We start from the raw sequence: 20169 nt of genomic DNA, 5'->3' as shown, positions 1-20169 counted from the left end.
CGCAGTGTGGCCCACGGCTAACTGAGTATCCGGACGCGAGACCCCCACAGCGGGGCTGTAGAACAGTGCTCGGAACGGTCTCCGATCGGCCGCGTTATTCCATGTAGCCGAGGCCCTTCAGCCGATCCTCGACGTCGTCGAAGTCCTCGTCGACCTCCTCGTCGCTCTCGATTCGCGTCAGCGTCGTGCGCTCGACTTTGGTCTTCGCGGGCGTGCCCGCCTCATCGAAGGCGTCGAACAGCACCCGGCCGTCGGAGTTCTCTGGAACCGGTTCGCCGATCCCGTGGAGCAGCGTCGGGGCGACGTCGACCACTCGAGCCCCGCGGAGTTCCGCGCCGGGAGCGATCGACGGCCCGCGACAGAGGACGATCCCCTCGCTGCGGTGGCTCGCGTCGTAGGTCCCCGTGTCGCCGAGTACCTCGTCTGCCATCCCGCTGCGGGACTCGTAGACGCCGCGGCCGCCGACCACCAGATCCGGCGAGTCCTCGTCCGTCGGGAACAGTTCGTCACCGTCGTGGACCTCGAGCAGCGCCTCGCCGTCGTCGTCGGTCGCCGACTCGAAGGCGGCTCGGATGTCGGCTTTCACCTGCGGCACCTCGCTCGGCGAGACGACGCCGCTGTCGAAGCGCTCGGTGTCGTTGATGTAGCAGTTGCCGGTGTCGTGGACGAACGCGACGGTCCGGTCGTAGTCGACGTCGTAGAGCGCGTGATCGCCGGGGATCTGTTCGGCGACGGAGTCGACCAGCCGCCGGGGCAGCGACTGGACGAGCGTCTCCTCGGTGATTCCGACCCGATTGAGCGCGCCCGTGATCGCGTCCCGGGAGATGCCGAGGCTCGCGAGCGCGCCGCGGGTCCCGTCGTCCTCGCGCCGGAACAGGTATCCCTCCTGTTCTAAGATGCGGTTGACGTAGACGAGGTCCTCGATCGGACCGAAACCGTGGTCGGAGACGACGTAGAGGTCCGCGTCGTGGTCGTCCGTGTAGTCCATGACCTCGCCGAGGACCTCGTCGAGTTTCTTGTAGTGGGCGAGCAACCGGTCCATGTCCCAGATGAGGTGCTGGAACCGGTCCGGTGCGGTGTACACGAAGAAGAACAGTTGCCAGTCGTCGCCCGCGCGGTCCATCTGGGTCCGCATCAGTTCGCGGCGCTTCGCGAGCATGTCGTCGACGGCGACCTCGAAGTCGTCCAGCCGGTCGGCGTACTCGGGATAGTCGAGGCTGATCTCGTAGTTCGGAATGCGGGAGTCGATCTCGTCTTGCAGGTCGGGCGGATGCGCGAACTCCCGGTCCGTCGAGGGCGTCATCATCCCCGTGACCATGGTGCCGTCGATCTCGCGGGCCGGATACGTCATCGGGACGTTCCCGACGTGGGCCGGCCCGAGCTGGTCCCAGAGGGCCGGCTGTGCCAGATCCTGGCTCGTATACATCTCGTGGCTATACTCCGACGAGAGGTTCTGGAAGCCGTATATCCCGTGTTTGTCCGGCCAGACCCCCGTGGCGATCGACGGCCACGCGAGCGGCGTCGTCGGTGGGCGAGTGCTATCGAGCGTTCCGGACGCGCCTTCCTCGCGCATCCGGGCGAAGTTGGGGAGTTCCCCCTCGTCGCTCCATCGCTCGATGAGTCTCCACGGCACGCCGTCGAGTCCGAGCACGAACGCTCGCTCGGAGGGAGTCGTAGATCCGCTCATGATTATTGTATGAGACGTCGAAGACGCCTGCTGTCCTGTGAGTCGCCCGATGAGCGCTTTGTTATAGAGAGGTTTCAGGGACCGCTCCGCTCGAGGCAACGCTGTTCGGTGACGTTACCGCATCGGTCGGCGCTCGTCCGTCTGCCGGCGCTCACTGGACGGCTCACGCGCCCAGTGGTGTCCGGTCGCGGTCTCGACAAGACCTCCATAACAAAGCCATCCAAACGCGACCGTCCGGATATGAAACGCGTTCAATCGTGGTGGGATCAGTGGGCAGCGTCGTAATCTCCCTCGACGCCGAACTCGGCTGGGGATTTCACGACCTCGCCGAACCGCCGAACGACCGCGTCGACGCCGGCCGGCGGGGCTGGTCGGTCATGGTCGAACTCCTCGAGGAGTTCGACGTGCCCGCGACGTGGGCCGTCGTCGGCCACCTCATGCTCGACTCCTGTGACGGCAGCCACGCCGACCATCCGGCCCCCGACGGGTGGTTCGAGCACGAGCGAGCCGACTGGGCGGATCGCGAGGAGCTTCGGTTCGGTCCCGACCTCGTCGACGACGTGCTCGAGTCCGACGTCGATCACGAGTTCGCCAGCCACTCCTTTTCCCACGTCCTGTTCGGCCGCCCGGAGACGGACCGCGATCTCGCCGTCGCCGAACTCGAGCGCAGCCGCGAGATCGCGGCCGACTGGAACCAGTCGATCGACTCGTTCATTTATCCGCGCAACGATATCGGCCACCGCGACGTGCTGGCCGAGCAAGGCGTCACGGCCTACCGCGGCAAATCGCCGACTCGAGACGGCGTTCGGGGCGTCTTCGACTCGACGATCCGGGATCAGTCGATGCTGGTCGAGCCGGTCGTCGACGAGCACGGCCTGGTCAACGTCCCCGCGTCGATGTTCCTCTTCGGGTTCGAGGGGCCGGCGCGAACGGTCGCGGAATCGATCTGGGAAGACCCCATGGTCGCGCTGGCTCGCCGCGGGATCGACGAGGCCGCACGCACTGACGGCCTCTTTCACATGTGGCTCCACCCGAACAACCTGACCCGCGAGCGAGACGACAAGCGGATGCGAGCGATCCTCTCCCACCTCGAGCGCCAGCGGTCCGCGACCGATCTCACCGTCGAGACGCTGGCCGACGTCGCCGATCGGATCGTGAGTCCCTCGGGGTTTGACGAGCAGGCGACGGCGAGCTGGAACTGACCACCGACCGCTGACCGCAGACCGCCGATCGCCGACCGGCGGTCGAATGGAGGCGCTACTCCCCGTCGCGGACGGGTATGACGACGATAACAAAGCCCGCAGCCGACCCGTTTTCGGGCAGATGGCACCACCGCTTCTGAATCGATGGACCGACTCGAGTGCACTGTCCCTCGGGATACTCGGCGTCGGCAACATCGGTCTGGTACACTTGAAGTCCGCAGTCGCGATGCCCGACGTCGAGGTCGTCGCGGCCGCCGACGCCGTTCCCGGGAACCGCGACCGAGCCGAACGCGCCGGCGTGTCTCGAACGTACGACGACTACGCGACGCTGCTCGAGTCCGAGGAACTGGACGCGGCGGTCGTCGCACTGCCGCCGTTCCTCCACGCCGAGGCCGTCGAACGGGCCGCCGAGGCCGGCGTCGACGTCTTCGTCGAGAAACCGCTCGCTCGCTCGACCGAGGAGGCCGACGAGATGCTCGAGACCGCCCGCGAGGCGGGCATCGCCGTCGGCGTCGATCACACGTTGCGCTACCAGCCCGACATGGCTGGCGTCAAGGAGGCCTACGACGAGGGCGGCGTCGGCCACGTCCCCTACGCCTCGATCACGCGGCTCAACGACCACCCGCTGGGGAAGCCGCCCGCCGACGAGGCACCGCCGGAGTGGCCGATGGACCCCGACGCCGCCGGCGGCGGCTCCCTCGTCGAACTCGGCGTTCACTGTTTCGACCTCCTCGAGTGGCTGTTCGGTGACCTCGAGGTCGAAGACGCGTCGATGGGACGAACGCTCGAGACCGAGGCCGAAGACGCCGCGACCGTGCTCATGGCGGCTCCGGAGACGGGGACGACGATCACGCTCCACTGTGGCACCTACCAGTGGGAGCAGCTCCCGGAGGTCAACACCCGGCTGCGCCTCGAGGGCGTGACGGGGACGATCAGCAACCAGGAGCACCTGCCCGAGAACTTCTACGCGGGCGCGGCCAAGTCCGCCCTGTCGAACGTCGCCGGCCGGTTCACGAACGACGAGCCGGACGTCTTCGGGCCGACATTCTACCTGCAGGCCCACTACGACGCGCTGGCGGACTTCTGTGGCGCGATCCGCGAGGGCGAGCGGCCGCCAGTCGACGGGGCCGACGGTCGGCGAACGATCGAACTCGCCGAAACGGCCTACGAGCTGGCCGCCGAGAGCGACGACGAGACGGCCGAACCCGAGACGCCGGAGGTGACCCTATGAGCGCGACGCCGGTCCGCGCGACCGCGGTCGACGCCGCCGACCGCCGCGGCAGCTGGATTCCCGATGTCGACGCCCGGATGGCGGCCCTCGAGTCGCCCGTTCGGGACCTCCTCGAGCCCGCCCTCGAGACGCTGGCCGACGCCGACCGGATCACGCTCGTTCCGGACGCCCACTACCCGTTTCACCCCTCCTCGGGCATGGTCACCGACCCCGCCGTGATCGGGGCGATCGTCGCCCGCCTCGAGGGGCGGACGGACGCCGAAATCGCCGTCGCCGGCGCGAGCGACGACCGGATCGCCTTCGATCGGACCGCCGAGTACCTCGGCTACGCGAGCCTGCTCGAGCGCTTCGATGCGGATCTCGTCGATCTGGCCGACGACCGCCGCGTGGACGACATCTGCGAAGTCGACGGGAGCCCGACCGCGGTCTCGGTTCCGACTCGGCTCGCCGAGAGCACCGCGGTCGTCGTCCCGTCGCTGCGGCCGTCCGAGGACGGGCCGGTCGCGGGCGCGATGCGAACGCTCGCCGGAACCGTCGACTGCGACGCCGATCCCGCGCGGGTGCCGGTCGCGGCGACCCGCACCGTCGACCCCGCCCTCGCCGTGTTGGACGCCACGACCGTCTACGGCGACGCGCCCGCCGCGGGCGATACCCTGTTTGCCGGTTCTCCCGTCGATATCGACGCGACCGCGACCGCACTGCTCGGCCGCTCGCTCGAGACCGACGCGGCCCTCGAGACGGCTCGCGGGGACGACGGACCGGTCTCCGTCGAGGGCGACGTCGACTTCGACCGGCTCCGAGAACGGGTTTCCGACGGCGAGTTGCCGCCGCCGGACGAGACCCACCCCGCCGTCTCGACCGCCTACCGCGTCTACGCGGCGGTGTCCGGCGACGCCGTCCCGCCGCAACTCGAGGGCGGTCGATGACCGTGATGACCGATTCGCGCACGGCCGCGGTCACCGGTGCCACCGGCTTCCTCGGCTCGCGGCTCTGTGACCGCCTGCTCGCGGAGGGCTGGACCGTCCGCGGGCTCAGCCGCCCGACCTCGGACCGGGGCGACCTCGAGGGCGTCGAGTGGTACGTCGGCGATCTCTCCGACGGCGAGACCCTGCGCGATCTCGTCGACGGAGCCGACGCCGTCTTCCACCTCGCGGGGATCGGCCTCTGGAGCGCCGGCCCCGAGACCGTCTGGGAAGTCAACCGCGACGGAACCGAGCGCGTGCTCGAGGCCTGTCGCGACGGCGATACGGGCCGCGTCGTCTTCACCAGCACCGCCGGCACGCGCCGTCCCCCGGCGGACGCCGAGCTCGCCGACGAGACGGACGTGGCCGAGCCGATCGGCGCCTATCAGGCGTCGAAGGCCGAGGCGGAGGACCTCGTCGATCGGTACGCCGAAACGGACGGGGACGCCGTCACGGTCCATCCGACCTCGATCTTCGGTCCCGGCGACGAGGAGTTCACCGCCCAACTGCTCTCGATGGGCGTCGACCGGACGATGCCCGCCCACCTCCCGGGCGGCCTGAGCATCGTCGGCGTCTCGGATGTCATCGATGGCATTCTCGCCGCGTACGAGCACGGCACCAGCGGAGAACACTACATCCTCGGCGGCGAGAACCTCTCCTACGAGTGCGCCGTCTCCCGGATCGCCAACGCCGCCGGCGGCTCGCCCGCCCGGATCCGCGTCCCGGCGACCGCGATTCAGGCCGCCGGCCCCGTCGCCGAGGTCGTCGACGCCGTCGCCGACCGCCGGATGTTCCCCTTCGACCGGCAGATGGCCAATCTCGCGACCCAGCGGTTGTTCTACAGTTCGCGGAAAGCGAGCGAGGAACTGGGCTACGAGTACCGGCCGATCGAGGACCACGTTCCGGAAGCGATGGAGTGGTATCGGACGGAAATGCGGTAGTCGTCGCTCCTTGCTTCGGAAATCGACGCGGGAGAAGCCCTATTTGTCTGGAATCGGTCCTCAGCAGAAGTTGTAACCTGTCGTGACCGCGAGGCTCACTCGAGCCCGGCCGCGCCCTGAACCCGCTTTCGCTCGCTGCTGGCCTCGGTCTCGATCACCGTCCCGGCGACCCGCTCGTAGACCGCGAGCATTCGGTCGGCCGTCCGCTCGATGCTGACCTCGCTGGCGGCCTCGCGGCCGTTCGACCGCTCGTCGCGCTCGAGGACGTCGATCAGTCCGCGAACGAGATCCTCGTCGCTCGTTGCGACGTGGGAGGGGTCGACGCCGGCCAGTCGCTCCCGAACGTCGCCGACGTCGACGGCGACGACGGGGAGGTTGCAGGCGAGCGCCTCCTTGACCGAGTTGGGCGACCCCTCGCTGTCGGAGGTCAGGACGAGCGCGTCGGCCGCGTTCATGTAGTCCGCGACGGCGTCGTGGTCGACACCGTAGACGGTCCGGAGCCGGACCGGGCGCTCGAGGAGGTTGTCGACGACGTTCACGACGCGTTCGGCCCGCGAATAATTCTTCACCCCGCGTGCGGGCGAGTACGGGAACAACACGTTGTATGCAGATTCGTCGTCGTCCCAGCCCACGGTTGCCTTCGCTTGCTCCTGTGGCTCCGGCCGGAACAGTTCCAAGTCGACCCCGTCGGGGATCACCGTACAGTCGCGGCCGAGCACCTCCCGCATCTCCTCGGACATGACGACGACCTCGTCACAGAACGGCGCGGAGGCCCGGCTGACGGGGGCGATGGGACCGTGGACGTCCGACCCCCACAGCGAGAGGACGACCGGCTTGCGGAGCTGTGCGAGCGCCATCGGTGCCGTCAGTCCGTAGTGGGCGTGGATCAGGTCGTAGCCGTTTCCGGCCTCCTTGATGACTTCCGGTACCGTCCGGATGTAATCCGCCGGACTCCGATCGGTGTCGGCGTCGACCTCCCCGGCCACCGGCACCGTGGTAAAGGAGACGCCTCGATCCTCGAGCGCGGCCATCTGCTGATTCATGAAGGGAGCGTCGGCGTTTGCGGTAAGCGTGAGGACGTGCATCTCGGTGGGGAAAGAGACGGCCTCGCGGCGTTTTGTTATCCGCAGGGCCCGCTCGAGTTTTCTTCACGTACACCTAGACGTGCGGACCGTATACGGCGACTTCCGCTCGCGAACCCCCGTAGCGATGGTATTACAAAGGGTCGACGACGGGTAGCTATCCTCGATGCGGATCCTCGTCTTGGCGAATACGCCAGCACACGTCCACCTGTATCGACACGCCGTCGACCGCCTCGAGCGTGCGGGACACGACGTGCTCGTGCTGACCCGGGAGTACGCCTGTACGACCGACCTACTCGACTATTTCGACATGCCCTACCGAGTGTACGGTGACCACGAAACGGAGGGCTACTCGAGGCTCGGGTTCGCTCGCGAAGTCGGCGGCCAGTTCCTCACCATCGGGACCGAAGCGGTCCGGTTCGATCCCGACGTGATCTTCGGTCGGGGCCCCTACGCGGCCTACGCCGGCACGCTCTCTCGGACGCCGGTCGTGCTCGTCCTCGACGACGAACCGGGCGACTTCAACCACACCGTCTCGCGGCCCTTCGCCGACTGTATCCTCTCCCCGGAAGTGACCCGCCGCGATCTCGGCGACGCCCACTACACCTTCGACGGCTTCAAGGAGTGCGCCTATCTCCACCCCGAGGTCTTCGAGGCCGACAGCGACGTCCGGGAGTACCTCGACGTCGAACCCGACGAGCCGTACGTCCTCGTCCGATTCAACGCCCTCGACGCCCTCCACGACGCGGACCTCGAGGGGTTCCGCCCCGAACAGCGACGGGACCTGATCGAGCGCCTGAGCGAGGACGCGACGGTCTTCGTCTCCGACGAGGGCGGTGAGATGGACCTTCGGGACCTCCCCGCGCGGTCCTACGACCTCCATCCCGCGCTGATCCACGACGCCATGGCCGAGGCCTCGCTGCTGGTCGCCGACACCGGCACGATGGCCACCGAGGCCGCGCTGCTCGGCACGCCCGCCTTCCGCTATCGGGGCACCGACGACCACGAGTACGGCGAGTTCCGAGAACTCGAGCGCGCCGGGCTGGCCGAGCAGTTCGATTCGTACGACGCGGTCCGCGATCGCTCCCTCGAGATCCTCGCCGACGACGAGGCGAACGCTCGGTGGCAAGAACAGCGGCGGGAGTACGTCGGCGACCTCGTGAACCTCACCGACCTGCTCGTCGACGTGGCCACGTCCCGCGGCGAACTCGAGCGCCTCGAGCGATCGACGAAGCGAGTGCTGCAACCGCGATCGCGGTCGATGTAGCGGTGCTCGGCGGGATCTCGCGGCGATATCGCTAATTCCGTCGGTTCGCCGGTCACGAAACACTTTTGGTCATCTCCGGAAAAGAGCCGACTAGTCCCCCGTTCTATGAGTCTCTCTACACTCCTCAGTGAGCTGTTCTCCGGCGGTGAGACAGCCGCTGAATCACCCGACACAGCCCCGGAGGGCGGCGACAACGTGCCCTCGGTCACGGTCGTCCACGAGTGCCGAAACTGTGGGACGAACGTCTCGGCCGGCACGACCCAGTGTCCCGCCTGTGAGGGAGAGGACATCGTGACGTACTCGATCGAGTGACCGACATCGACGACACGAGATCGGTCCGTCAGTAGAGAGATCGTTCGTCGTTCGACCGATCGGCAGAAATTCTCCTCGTCGCTCGCAACCGTCCGAAACTCGAACGACGCACTCTCGTTCGACTATCGCGCCCGCTCGAGAGAGCCCGTTACCGCGGTTCGCTCCGTGCCGGGGCTCGCTCGTCGCGATCCCCGTCGGCTCCGTCGCGTCGCTCCTGTTCCGTCGCGTCGGCACACGGGACCTCGAGGTCCTCGTTGGCCTCGGCGTCGAGCCTGATCGCGGTGCCGAGCGAGACGAGCCCGAGCAGGCCGGCGACGAACGAGGCGAGGCCGGCCGTGAACCCGTCGTTTCCGTCGATCGCTCGAGCGGCCGAGCCGAGAACGCCCGCCGCGCCGCCGGCCAGCCCCGCGGTCCCGGCGGCGTAGTAGACGACGGCCGGGTTGAACGACCGGACCACGTACCGCGTCTTCAGCCGCCAGCAGAAGCTCCGGAGCAACAGCAGCGAGACGAACCGGACGAACGGCACGTACTTGATGCTGCTCTCTTCGTCGCCGTAGACCGCGGACATGGGCACGTCAGCGACCCGACAGCCCGCTACGTTGAGGTGGGTCAGGAGGTGATTGAGGAAACCGTACTGGTCGGTGATCGACTCGAGGTCGAGTTCCTCGATCGCCTCGCGCGAGATGGCCGTGTAGCCGTTCTGGGGGTCGCCGATCGACCAGTAGCCCGAGGCGAACTTCGAGAGGCCGGTGAGCATCGCGTTCCCGACGAAGCGGAACGTCGACATGTCCGCGCGGTCCTCGGCACTGAGCAGCCGGTTGCCCTTCGCGTAGTCGGCCTCGCCCGTGACGACCGGGTCGATGATCCGGTCGAGGATAGCGGGATCCATCTGTCCGTCGCCGTTCATCACCGCGACGACATCGATCCCGTCCTCGGCGGCGCGCCGGTAGCCGGTCTTGACCGCCGCGCCGTAGCCGTGGTTCTCCTCGTGGCGGATCGGGACGACGCGGCGACCATCGCCGCCGTCGGCCACCGCGAGCTCCGAGTCGGCGGTCTCGTCGTCCGCCTCCTCGTTGAGTTGGTCGGCGACCCGCTGGATCACGTCCCAGCTCTCGTCCGGCGACCTGTCGTCGATTGCGTAGATCCGGTCGACAAAGTCCGGAACGGTTTCGATGACGCGGCCGACGAAGGCCGCTTCGTCGTAGGCCGTCACGACGACGCCGATCTGTTTGCCCTTATACATCGTTCCCTCCGTCCGTGCGGTGGGCCGCCGGTTCGCCGTCGGCGGCGGCCGCTCGCTCGTTCGTCTCCGTCGACCCGGCACCGCCCTCGCGAGCGGGCGACCCCCGCGGGGGTCGGCCGTCGCTCGAGCCGCCGAGGTCGTACTCGCGGTGGGCCGTCGCCGAGAGGTCGACCGCGTCCCGGCCGTCGAGGACCACCATCGGCTCGAGGGCGGGCCAGTCGATCCGGTCGAAGTCCGCGTGCGGGGTGACGACCACGGCGGCGTCAAACCCCTCGTCGGCGATTTCGTCGATTCCCACGGCTCGAGCGCCGTAGTCGGCCGGATCGACGAGCGGGTCGACGCCCGCGACGTCGGCCCCTCGCTCGCGCAGACCGTCGATGATCCCCAGCGCGGGCGACGCGCGGGTCTCCTCGACGCCCGGCCGATACGTTATCCCGAGGACGACGACCGAGGCGTCCGCGAGGTCGGTGCCGGTCGCCGCGAGTTCCCGCTCGAGGCGGTCGACGACGACCGCGGGCATCTCGTCGTTGACCCGGCGCGCCGTCTCGGTCACGGCCATCGGCTCGTCGGTTCGGCCGAGCAGGAAGTGCGGGTAGTACGGAATGCAGTGGCCGCCGACGCCCGGTCCGGGGTCGTGGAGCTGGCACATCGGCAGGTCGTTGGCCGTGTCGATCGCCTCGCGAACGGAGATATCGAGTTCGTCCGCGAGCCGACCCAACTCGTTTGCCAGCCCGATGTTCACGTCGCGGTAGATTCCCTCGAACACCTTGACGGACTCCGCGGTCGTCGCGTCCGAGACCGGGTGAACGTCGTTGTCCGAGAGTTCGTCGTAGACGATCGCCGCCGCGCGCGTGCTCTCGTCGTCGACGCCGCCGACGACCTTGGGATACTGGCCGCGGATGTCCCGCAGCGCCGTCCCCGAGGACGTGCGCTCCGGACAGAACGCGAGCCCGAACTCGTCGGGCTCGAGGCCGCTCTCGCTCGCGAGGTGGGGCCGGAGGACGTCCCGACAGGTCCCCGGCGGGAGCGTCGACTCGGCGATCACCAGATCGCCGGGCTCGAGGCCGGCCGCGATGTCGTCGGCGACCGATTCGACCGTCGCGAGGTTCGGCTCGTTCTCGTCGTCCAGCAGCGTCGGGACGATGATGACGTGGATCCGCGCCGCGTCTGCGGCCGCCGACCCGTCGGTCGTCGCCGTAAGGCGACCGGTGTCGACCTGTTCGGCGACCAGGTCGTCGAGGCCGGGCTCGCCGACGACGTGGCTCTCGCCGTCGGTGATCGTCTCGACGACGGTCGGATCGACGTCGACGCCGGTGACGTTCCCCGTCGTCTCGGCGTAGACCGCCGCGAGCGGGAGCCCCATCTTGCCGAGCCCGTAGACGGCGACCGGAACGTCGCCGCTCGTTACCCGGTCGCGCTGTCGGCCCGGCGACTGGCTCGAGCCGTAGAGCCCCTCTCCATCGGTCGGAGATTCCGCCATCAGGCCTCCACCTCCGGTTCCTGTGGCGGCTCGTCATCGGTTTCGTCTACCGGCCCCATCGCGAGCCGATCGATCAACTGGACCGTCTCGAGGGCCTGGATGCCGTCCTCGGCGGTGACCGCCGGTTCGGAGCCGTCTCGAGCGGCCGCGACGAACGACTCGAGTTCGTTCCGGAGCGGCTCGCCCGTGTCGACCCGGGGCCGCTCGACGACGCTCTCGTGGCGGTACCGGGACTGCCCGTCGTCCGTGAGGTACTCGGGGTAGGAGTCGCGGTGTATCAACACCGACTGCTCGAGGTAGTCGACCTCGACGAGACACTCGCGGGCGGTGACGGTGAGTTTGCGCACCTTCTTCTGGGTGACGCGGCTCGCCGTTACCGTCGCAACGACGTCGTCGTACTCGATGGTCGCGGTGGCGTACTGGCCGTTTTCGGTCCCCATCGCGGTGACCGAGTGGGGCCGGTCGTCGAGGATCGAACCGACGATGTCGACATCGTGGACCATCAGGTCGAAGATGACGTTGCCCGGTGCCGCCCGATCGATCGGCGGCCCGAGTCGCTCGGCTTCGACGCTGATCACGTCCAGATCGTCGATCAGGTCCGCGACCGTCTGGACCGCCGGATTGAATCGCTCGATGTGGCCGACCTGTAAGACCAGTCCGGCCTCGCGGGCCTGTTCGGCGAGTTGCTGGCCCTGTTCGACGGTCTCCGCGATCGGTTTCTCGACGAGCACGTCGACGCCCGCCTCGAGACAGGTCGAGACCGTCTCGTAGTGGGCGTGTGTCGGGACGGCGACCGTCACGACGTCACAGCGCTCGAGGAGCGTCTCGAGGGCGACCGGTTCGGTTCCGTACTCGGCGGCGACCCGCCGGGCGATCTCCTCGTCGCGGTCGGTGATGCCGGCGAGTTCGACCGCCGGCAGTTCGTCGTAGACGCGCGCGTGGTTTTCGCCCATCGAGCCGACGCCGATGACGCCGGCTCGGATCGGTTCGTCGGTCGTCTCGTCCGTCCGTCTGGTGGTGCTCATTGGGTAGTGAAGTGATCGCGAACTGCTTCGACGACGGTCCGTCGGTCGCGCTCGGAGAGGCCGGGATGGACCGGCAGCGAGAGTACCTCGTCACCCGCCCGTTCGGCCGCCGGGAGCGACGCCGCCGCCGTGCTGACCGTCTCGTAGGCCGGCTGGCGGTGGATCGGCGTCTCGTAGTAGATGCCCGTCCCGACGTCGCGCTCGGAGAGCGTCTCCTCGAGGGCGTCCCGGTCGTCGGTTCGAACGGTGTACTGGTGGTAGACGTGCCGGGAGCCGGTCGGCTCCGTCGGCGTCTCGAGCGGGAGGTCGGCGAGCCGCTCGTCGTAGAAGGCGGCGTTCTCGCGGCGCGCGCGGTTGAATTCGGCGATCCGCTCGAGTTGGACGCGGCCGATCGCCGCCGCGACGCTCGTCATGCGGTAGTTGTGACCGAGAGCAACGTGATCGTAGCCGCCGGTACCGCTCATGTCCCGGCCGTGGTTGACGTAGCTCGCGGCGCGGTCGGCGACGTCGTCGCGGTCGGTGACGATCATCCCGCCCTCGCCGGTGGTCATGTTCTTCGTCGGATAGAACGAGAAACACGCGGCGTCGCCGAACTCGCCGACTCGCCCGCCGTCGATCTTCGCCCCGTGGGCCTGACAGGCGTCCTCGATGACGAACAGGTCGTGTGCTTCGGCGATGTCACACAGCGCCGGCATATCGGCCGGCAGGCCGTAGAGGTGAACCGGGAGGATGCCGACGATGTCGTCCCGCTCGTCGAGTACCCGTTCGACGTCGGCCGGATCCAGCGTGTACGTCTCGGGGTCGATATCGGCGAAGACCGGTTTCCCGCCCGCCAGCCGGATCGCGTTCGCGCTCGCGACGAAGGAAAACGGCGAGGTGATGACCGCCTCTCCCTCCTCGAGCCCGACGGCCTCGAGCGCGGCGTGGAGCGCGGTCGTCCCGTTGGCCGTCGCGACGCCCGTCTCGGTCCCGCAGTAGGCCGCGAATTCCTCCTCGAACGCCCTGACTTCCGGGCCGTCGGCGAGCCGGCCGTCCTCGAGAATCGATTCGACTCGCTGTACGGCGTCGGTGCTGAGTTCGGGATCGGCGATCGGGACCGGCGTCGCGCCCTGTTCGGGGTCGATCTCGGCCTCGGTCGTGTCCGCTCCCGCGCCGGTACCGGTGCCGGCGTCGATGCTCGTCTCCGTCTCGGGATTCGTCTCGGTGTCGGTCATGCGAGCTGGTTCGCCCCCTCCAGTTCCTCCGGTAAGTCCCGAATAGTCGCCGGCGACCCGACGGCCATGCTGTCGGCCGGCACGTCCTCCGTGACGACGGCCCCGGCCGCGACGAACGCGTTCTCGCCGATCGTGACGCCGGGTAACAGCGTCGCGTTCGCGCCGATCGACGCGCCGTTCTCGATCGTCGGCCCCTCGAGTCCGTCGTCGGTCCGGACGGGGTACTGGTCGTTCGTCAGCACGGCCCCCGGCCCGACGAAGACGTTGTCGCCGATCGTCGTCTGGGTCGGGACGTAAACGTTCGTCTGGAGGCTGACGTGCGAGCCGATCGTCGTCTGCCCGTCGATGACCGTCTTGGTGCCGACGAGCACGTCGTCGCCGATCGTCGTCCCCTCGCGGACGAGGACGTCGTGTCCCGTCGCGAACCCGTCGCCGATCGTCACGTCGCCGTAGACGATCGAACCGGCCCTGATCGTCGCGTCGTCGCCGATCCGCGTCGGCTCGTCGAACTCGCCGTAGCCGACCGTCGCGTCCTCGATCGTACAGTCGTCGCCGCGGACGATGTCGCGAATCGCCTCGCTCATCGCGAATCACCGCCGTCGTCACGGGGGTCGTTCCGGGTCTCGCTCGAGCGAACGCGACACCGCGTCGTCGCGTCCGTTCGGACCGCTAATCGACATCGTGGTCGGTCGCGTATTCGTTTCATAGTGAATCGATACCCGCGTGGGCAATCGTGCTCAAACAGCCGGTAACGAGGCTTTGTTATCCCCGGCCTGAGCGTCCCGTAGCCGCGAACTACAGCCTCGCCGAGGGGGTGTGACCGCGATCGCCGCGAGCCGTCCGCGCGTGGCCGCGATCGTGCGTTCGCACCCGCCTCGAGCGCTGAAACATCGGCGTAGGAGTCAGTCATCGCCGCTAACTGGTACAATTCCCTTTCGCAGGGGTAGCCGAGTGATAGTAAAGTGTCACAGGCTGGCACCCGGTACTGTGAGGAATCCGACTACACCCGTCAGACGGGAACGGGATCCGATCCGAGACGACGAGGACACACATGTCTGACAGCGAACTCACACAGGCCAAACTGTTCGACGTATTCAGCAACGCGCGCAGGCGGCGCACGGTCCAGTTCCTGAAACGACAGGGCGGTTCCTGCGATCTCGCACCGCTCGTCGAGCAGGTCGCCGCCTGGGAGAACGACACCGCTCCCGACGACGTGACCCGGACCCAGCGCCGGCGGGTCTACATCTCGCTGTACCAGACCCACCTGCCGATGCTCGAGGACCACGGGATCGTCGACTGGGACCCGGACGGACACGAGATCGAGCTCCTGCCGAGCGAGGACCGCTTCGAGCCGTACCTCGATCGTCACCTCGAGGACCGGCGACAGTGGCACCGGCTCTACGCCGCCGTGACCGCGATCGGCGTCGTCGCGTTCGGGCTCTCGGCGCTCGCGATCGGCCCGCTGACGACGGCCGCCGCGCCGGTCGTCGCTCTGGTGCTCTGTCTCGCCGTCCTCGTTCTCTCGGTCGCACAGCACGTCTCGCGTCGTCCGGGACTCGCCCTCCCGTTCGGACGTGCGAGTCGATAATCACCGGTCGTGTTACTGCGGTCCCCGTCGCACTCACACGCAGCTGTTCCTGTCCACCCGTCTTCCGAAACTGCTCAACGTCGGTGCTCGAGACGGCGACAGCTGTGACAGCCACCAGCCACGGTGGCCGTGACTGATTGTCTCTGTGCCGTTCGCTGACGAGATCGTCGTCTCGTCCGTACTCCTCTCCGTCGAACGACCGAGAACCATCCAGTCGCCGCTCTCGTCGGAGACCAGTAAAATCGAACTCGAATCCCAACCGTCGCCCGCCGACGGATGACGCTTCGATCGTCGATCGCTTCTCGAGCCGTCGGCAGCGCGTTACTCGCCGGTGACCGTTACCCAGAAGTGGGTTTCCTCGTCCGCGTTCTCGTTCGTCGGCGACGCCGGCGGCTCGCCCTCGTAGAGCAATACGCTGATCCGAACCGTTTCGCCCGACTCCGCCGTGGGCGTCACCGACCGCTCCCCGGTCCCGGTCGCGCCGTCCGAGACGCTCGCCTCGATCCGCCGTAACTCCGCTCTGTCGACGACCTCACCGTCCTCGAGGCGCTGTTCCTGGACGATGGCCGTATACTCCTGATCGCTCCCCTCCTGATTCTCGATCGCGATCGTCAGCGGGATCGATTCGCCCGACTCGACCTCGCTGGGCAGTTCGCCGGCGACGATCTCCCCGTCTTCGTCTTCGCTATAGAGGGCGAGTTCGGTGAACCCGCCCGCCGACGCGGGGAGCAGAAACGCCACGAACAGCGCACTGACCGCCGTCCCGACCGCCAATACGAGCAGTATCGACGAGGCCGTCGCGAGCGCCGTATCGCCGCGTCCGAGCGACCCGAGACTCGCGATGGGCGAGACGGAAAACCGCTCCCCGGCCGGCGTTCGGAGCCGTCGCAGGACGCCGACCTGCGCGGTGACGACCGTAACGACGACGAGAGCGGCGGCGATCGACGTCGCGGTCAACGACAATCCGACGAGCGGCAACAGCAAGACGACGAGCGGGGCGATCGCCAGCGATAGAACGAAGGCGAGTCCCGCGCGTTCGGTGGCGTCGATTCCGCGCGGGCGGCTCTCGGCGGCCGTCGACGCCGTCTCCCGTGCGTCTCGTGCGCCGGCCGGGAACAGGATCGAAACGAGCGCATAGCCCGGGAGAAAGAGGGCGAGCGGAAACGTCACGGCCAACCGCAGGGTGCTCTCGCTCGCGAACGACGTCACGACGAGATATGCGAACACTGCGCCGATCGAGACCGCCGCGAGGTCGAACGGGTAACGACGAACGAATTCGAACCGCGTCCAGGTACTCGTCCGATGGCTCATCGACGATACACCGGCGTTCGCCGTTCGGCGTTCGATCTACGTACTGACCATACGAATGCCATTCTCGTGGCATCGCTCCACGTTTCGGTTCTTTGTTATGGCCGAGTTACCGATACAAACCGGCTGCTGACCGGCTCAGAACGCGATAGAGAACACTCATCGGGAGTCCGGTCTCCGTCCCGATCGGCGTTCGCCCCTAGAAGTCGACGTACTGTGCCTCCCATTCCCGGCGCTCTTCGATCCGCTGTCGACCGGCGTCTGTGATCGCGTAGTAATTCGTTCGCCTGTCGAGTTGCCCCTTCTCGACCAGTTCCTTATTGACGAGGGTGTCCAGGTTCGGATACAGCCGCCCGTGATTGATCTCCGAACTATAGTACTTCTCGACTTCGTCCTTGACGGTCTGCCCCGACGGTCGGTCAGCACCAGCGATCACGTACAACAGATCACGCTGGAAGCCGGTCAGATCGTGCATTGCTCAATCACACTGACCGTTCTACTGAATAGATATTTGTTATCCGTCTCATACAGGACCCGTTCGTCCCATTTAAACGGAATTACTCGGTCGAAACTGACTATTCCGCAACCGGTTTCCGGTTTCGGGCGCGAAATCGTCTCCGCGCTCGAGTCGGCCAACACGTGGCAGTGTCGGTAGGATTCGTAGAGAGCGCCGAGTGGTCAGTGCTCGAGACGTTCGAGGTCGATTAGTCCTCGGTATCCGAAACTGCGACATCGATCCCGTCCGCGTCGATCCGAACGCGGAGGACATCGACGGTCGCCTCGTAGGCGGTCGTGTGCGACCCGTCGTCGTCGAACCGCACGCACTCCGCGACGAGATCGCTCTCGAGGAGGTTGTTGATTCGTCGGTAGACGGTCGCCGACGAACTATCCGTCCGTTTGGTCAGTTCCTTTGCCGTCTTCGGGCCGTCGCTCGTCGCCATGAGGATCGTCCGGGCACAGTCGTCCCCGAGGACATCGAGCTGGGCCGATGGATTGGCAGTCGACTCCGATCGCGTGTTACTCGCTTGCGTTGACATAGTCGTGGTCACCCGTTGATGACGGGCAGGATCCGTTCGCTCTCCGTGAGAGGTGACGATTCGAGACAGTCGGCAGTTGGGCCACCACTGTCGGGGGTTCCACCATTACATTCCAGCACAAAAATCGGTAAGCGATAGTGGTATTTTATAACGATGTACCTTATTGTCCGGCGCAATTTCGTTGCGCGACGTAAGATCGTATTTCGATCCGGAAACCACAGCTTTCGGTCCATTTTCGATCCGATCAACTCAGCGTTTGACCGCCCAACACGGCCCAATACGGCTGAATTCGGATTGAGGTCGATCGAGCGCGTATTCCGTATTCTGCAGTTTTAAAACGTCTCGCGGCGCATATCGGCCGGAAAGAGGGTGTTTCCCGGTTCTCACGCCACCGCCTCGAGTGAACGGTCAACGTCCTTTATTCGCGTTTGCTCCCCTCGATACGATGATGCCCGGACGGGTATCGCGGGAGATCGGCGGTACCGCCGCCGAACCGAGTCCGCCACGGCCGGGACGACCGCTTCGGCCGACGGCGAATTCGGGATACGCGTCCGAGTACACCCCCCAAACCATGAACTCCACACAACACGATTGGAAGCCCATGGAATCGTCGACAGCCGGTGCTCGGTGTCGAAACTGCGGGACGCACGTGACACAGCAGTTCGCTCGCGTCTTCGGAGATAACGGCGACATCGTTCACGGCTGTCCGTCCTGTACGACCTATCGGGAGATGCAATCCGGCGGTCATCTCCCCGGAGACTGAGCCCTCCGGTTTCTCATTTCCCACTGTCAGTCACGCTCGATACCCGAGCCGCCGCTCCGTTGAAGCAGACAGAGACCGGCTCGAGACCGCACGCCGGCTCGGTCCGCTCTCTTCGGACCGGCACCCGTCGTCTTCATCCCGGCACTCACCATCGACTGTCGGAGAGATTCGACCGACTGAACCGACGGCATGGACGCCCGTATTCGCTTCCTACCGTCGTTCGCGAAACACTCGCGTTCGCGGTCGGAATCGAACGATGGCGTAACCTGCAAAAGTTAAAGTTAGTGGTGAGTGAAGTGGGGATACATGGTCACTGGTGGTGGATTGTCCCTCGAGAGCCCGTCCCCCTTCTCTCTGATCGATGTCAGTTCAAACGGACAGGACTGAACCGCTCGCGGAGAGTGAGGTGTTTCACATCCTCGGCAACGATAGACGGCGGGCTATCGTTCAGTTGCTCGCGGAGGAGGGCGGACAGATCGACGTCTCCGACGTGGCGACCGAGATCGCCGCGACCGAGTCCGAGACGACGCCCGTCCCGAACAACCTCTACAAGAGCGTCTACGTCTCGCTCCAGCAGACGCATCTCCCCCAACTCGAGGAAGACGCCGTGATCGAGTACGACTCCGACGCGAAGACGATCCAGTCCGGCCGTCACTTCGACGAGGTGCTCCAGTACGTCGACGGCCACGCCGACGATCACTCGCAGGTCTTACGGCTCCACCTCGGCCTCTGCATCCTCGGCCTCGCCGTCATCGCGTTGGCCGGACTTGATCTGCCGCTCGCCTCGAGCATCGATCCCGTGCTCTCGAGCGTGCTCGTGTTCCTCGCGGTCGCGGCGAGCAGCCTCTATCGGCTACTCGGGTAGCGACCACAGCAGACTCCGTGTTTCTCTCGACGAACCGGTCGGTCGATGTTCCGTGATACCAGTCCGTCGACACCGACCGCCCTCTCGAGGCCAATGGCGGTGGCAGCGTCGTTGAAAAATCGAGTACCGTCGCCGTCGTCACCGCAACGGCGCGAAAAGACGCGCTGTCCGTTGGGTCTCTCCGCTTAGGCTACGACGAATCCGATCGCGGCGGAGTCGTCGGTCGTCACGCCGTCAGTCTCGTTGTCGGCGTCGAGACCGTCGTCGGTCTCGTTCGTTTCGTTCTCATCGTCTCCGAGTCCGGTGTCGTTCGACTCGGTGTCGTCGACGCCGGTCTCGGTCTCCTCGGTCAGTTCGATCATCGCGACTTCGCCGGACTGGTCGGTCAGCACCATGTGGACGTAGCTGCCGGCCTCGAAGTCGCTCGTTTCGACCTCGAACTCGACGGTATCGTTCTCGCCGCCCTCGAGCGTCACGTTCTGCTCGGCGACGAGGTCACCGTCGAGACGGAACTGGGTTCGCTCGGTGCGCTCCTCGTCGGTCGGGTTCTCGATCGTCGCCATCACGGTGAGCGTGTCACCGACTGCGGCGCTCTCGGGTGCCTCGAGATCAGCGACCTCGAACGAATCGGCCGTCACTTCTCCGTCAACGGGCTCCTCGTCGACTGGGGTTTCGTTGTCGACGGGTTCCTCGTCGGTCTCGTTATCGACGGGCTCTTCGTCGACTGGAGCCTCGTCAGTTTCGTTATCGACGGGTTCCTCATCGACCGGAGCTTCGTCGGTTTCGTTATCGACGGGTTCCTCATCGACCGGAGCTTCGTCGGTTTCGTTATCGACGGGCTCCTCATCGACTGGGGTTTCGTTGTCGACGGGTTCCTCGTCGGTCTCGTTATCGACGGGCTCCTCATCGACTGGGGTTTCGTTGTCGACGGGTTCCTCGTCGGTCTCGTTATCGACGGGCTC

Annotated in this window: 19 protein-coding genes and 1 pseudogene; 9 read left to right on the top strand and 11 right to left on the bottom strand. The window is 66.7% G+C overall.

What is annotated here, in order from left to right; genetic code table 11:
• Window positions 1-94 precede the first annotated feature (94 nt).
• On the bottom strand, window positions 95-1687 hold the full coding sequence (locus ACT4ML_RS18765) for an alkaline phosphatase family protein (RefSeq protein ID WP_444722235.1): 1593 nt from the start codon (window positions 1685-1687) through the stop codon (window positions 95-97).
• Window positions 1688-1956: 269 nt separating this feature from the next.
• Here ACT4ML_RS18765 and ACT4ML_RS18760 point away from each other — a divergent pair, with 269 nt between their 5' ends.
• The 4 genes from ACT4ML_RS18760 to ACT4ML_RS18745 all read left to right on the top strand — a co-directional run bounded on the left by ACT4ML_RS18760 (window position 1957) and on the right by ACT4ML_RS18745 (window position 6023).
• Window positions 1957-2889, top strand: coding sequence for a polysaccharide deacetylase family protein (locus ACT4ML_RS18760; protein WP_444722234.1), 933 nt, complete (start codon window positions 1957-1959; stop codon window positions 2887-2889).
• 121 nt (window positions 2890-3010) lie between these two features.
• Window positions 3011-4120 (top strand): Gfo/Idh/MocA family protein, encoded by a 1110-nt coding sequence (locus ACT4ML_RS18755; RefSeq protein WP_444722233.1) that lies wholly within the window; start codon window positions 3011-3013, stop codon window positions 4118-4120.
• Window positions 4117-5046, top strand: coding sequence for a DUF362 domain-containing protein (locus ACT4ML_RS18750; RefSeq protein WP_444722232.1), 930 nt, complete (start codon window positions 4117-4119; stop codon window positions 5044-5046). The genes ACT4ML_RS18755 and ACT4ML_RS18750 overlap by 4 nt, the downstream gene beginning before the upstream one ends.
• Before the next feature lie 5 nt (window positions 5047-5051).
• Entirely contained in the window at window positions 5052-6023 is a 972-nt protein-coding gene (locus tag ACT4ML_RS18745) for an NAD-dependent epimerase/dehydratase family protein (RefSeq protein ID WP_444722231.1), read from the top strand.
• Between the two features lie 95 nt (window positions 6024-6118).
• On the opposite strand, the gene ACT4ML_RS18740 is transcribed toward ACT4ML_RS18745, so the two are convergent.
• A complete protein-coding gene (locus ACT4ML_RS18740) occupies window positions 6119-7108 on the bottom strand; it encodes a glycosyltransferase (protein WP_444722230.1) in 990 nt (329 codons plus the stop codon).
• Between the two features lie 163 nt (window positions 7109-7271).
• Between ACT4ML_RS18740 and ACT4ML_RS18735 the strand changes: the two genes are divergently transcribed.
• Together ACT4ML_RS18735 and ACT4ML_RS18730 are read left to right on the top strand one after the other, a co-directional pair.
• Window positions 7272-8372, top strand: a complete 1101-nt coding sequence (locus ACT4ML_RS18735; RefSeq protein ID WP_444722229.1) for a DUF354 domain-containing protein — start codon at window positions 7272-7274, stop codon at window positions 8370-8372.
• A 105-nt stretch (window positions 8373-8477) separates the two neighbouring features.
• A complete protein-coding gene (locus tag ACT4ML_RS18730; protein ID WP_444722228.1) occupies window positions 8478-8684 on the top strand; it encodes a hypothetical protein in 207 nt (68 codons plus the stop codon).
• A 148-nt stretch (window positions 8685-8832) separates the two neighbouring features.
• On the opposite strand, the gene ACT4ML_RS18725 is transcribed toward ACT4ML_RS18730, so the two are convergent.
• From ACT4ML_RS18725 to ACT4ML_RS18705, 5 genes are read right to left on the bottom strand one after another with little or no spacing between them, the layout of a single operon-like run.
• A complete protein-coding gene (locus ACT4ML_RS18725; RefSeq protein ID WP_444722227.1) occupies window positions 8833-9927 on the bottom strand; it encodes a glycosyltransferase family 2 protein in 1095 nt (364 codons plus the stop codon).
• Window positions 9920-11407, bottom strand: coding sequence for a nucleotide sugar dehydrogenase (locus ACT4ML_RS18720; protein ID WP_444722226.1), 1488 nt, complete (start codon window positions 11405-11407; stop codon window positions 9920-9922). Before ACT4ML_RS18720 ends, ACT4ML_RS18725 begins: the two co-directional genes overlap by 8 nt.
• Window positions 11407-12432 (bottom strand): Gfo/Idh/MocA family oxidoreductase, encoded by a 1026-nt coding sequence (locus ACT4ML_RS18715; RefSeq protein WP_444722225.1) that lies wholly within the window; start codon window positions 12430-12432, stop codon window positions 11407-11409. Before ACT4ML_RS18715 ends, ACT4ML_RS18720 begins: the two co-directional genes overlap by 1 nt.
• Complete coding sequence (locus tag ACT4ML_RS18710) at window positions 12429-13646, bottom strand: DegT/DnrJ/EryC1/StrS family aminotransferase (protein ID WP_444722224.1); 1218 nt, start codon at window positions 13644-13646, stop codon at window positions 12429-12431. The genes ACT4ML_RS18715 and ACT4ML_RS18710 overlap by 4 nt, the downstream gene beginning before the upstream one ends.
• Complete coding sequence (locus ACT4ML_RS18705) at window positions 13643-14230, bottom strand: DapH/DapD/GlmU-related protein (RefSeq protein WP_444722223.1); 588 nt, start codon at window positions 14228-14230, stop codon at window positions 13643-13645. The genes ACT4ML_RS18710 and ACT4ML_RS18705 overlap by 4 nt, the downstream gene beginning before the upstream one ends.
• A gap of 467 nt (window positions 14231-14697) precedes the next feature.
• Between ACT4ML_RS18705 and ACT4ML_RS18700 the strand changes: the two genes are divergently transcribed.
• Entirely contained in the window at window positions 14698-15234 is a 537-nt protein-coding gene (locus ACT4ML_RS18700) for a DUF7344 domain-containing protein (RefSeq protein ID WP_138244621.1), read from the top strand.
• Between the two features lie 321 nt (window positions 15235-15555).
• On the opposite strand, the gene ACT4ML_RS18695 is transcribed toward ACT4ML_RS18700, so the two are convergent.
• The 3 genes from ACT4ML_RS18695 to ACT4ML_RS18685 all read right to left on the bottom strand — a co-directional run bounded on the left by ACT4ML_RS18695 (window position 15556) and on the right by ACT4ML_RS18685 (window position 17579).
• Window positions 15556-16545, bottom strand: a complete 990-nt coding sequence (locus tag ACT4ML_RS18695) for a DUF1616 domain-containing protein (RefSeq protein ID WP_444722222.1) — start codon at window positions 16543-16545, stop codon at window positions 15556-15558.
• 196 nt (window positions 16546-16741) lie between these two features.
• Window positions 16742-17017, bottom strand: coding sequence for a PadR family transcriptional regulator (locus tag ACT4ML_RS18690; protein WP_006431458.1), 276 nt, complete (start codon window positions 17015-17017; stop codon window positions 16742-16744).
• 229 nt (window positions 17018-17246) lie between these two features.
• Window positions 17247-17579, bottom strand: a complete 333-nt coding sequence (locus tag ACT4ML_RS18685; protein ID WP_138244623.1) for a winged helix-turn-helix domain-containing protein — start codon at window positions 17577-17579, stop codon at window positions 17247-17249.
• Window positions 17580-18180: 601 nt separating this feature from the next.
• Here ACT4ML_RS18685 and ACT4ML_RS18680 point away from each other — a divergent pair.
• Both ACT4ML_RS18680 and ACT4ML_RS18675 read left to right on the top strand, forming a co-directional pair.
• Window positions 18181-18342 carry a DUF7563 family protein gene (locus ACT4ML_RS18680; protein ID WP_007109247.1) on the top strand — a complete coding sequence of 54 codons (162 nt, stop codon included), beginning with the start codon at window positions 18181-18183 and terminating at the stop codon, window positions 18340-18342.
• 361 nt (window positions 18343-18703) lie between these two features.
• Window positions 18704-19207: a DUF7344 domain-containing protein gene (locus tag ACT4ML_RS18675; protein WP_138244624.1), complete on the top strand. Its 504-nt coding sequence runs from the start codon at window positions 18704-18706 to the stop codon at window positions 19205-19207.
• A 185-nt stretch (window positions 19208-19392) separates the two neighbouring features.
• Here the strand turns inward: ACT4ML_RS18675 and ACT4ML_RS18670 are convergent.
• Window positions 19393-20169 (bottom strand): annotated as a pseudogene (locus ACT4ML_RS18670) (DUF7282 domain-containing protein); the annotation flags it as partial.

The sequence above is a fragment of the Natrinema sp. LN54 genome, from assembly GCF_052439245.1.
GTDB classification, from domain to species: Archaea; Halobacteriota; Halobacteria; order Halobacteriales; family Natrialbaceae; genus Natrinema; species Natrinema versiforme_A.
The sequence above is the reverse complement of the archived record's forward strand: the minus strand, read 5'-3'. Positions and strand labels throughout refer to the sequence as shown.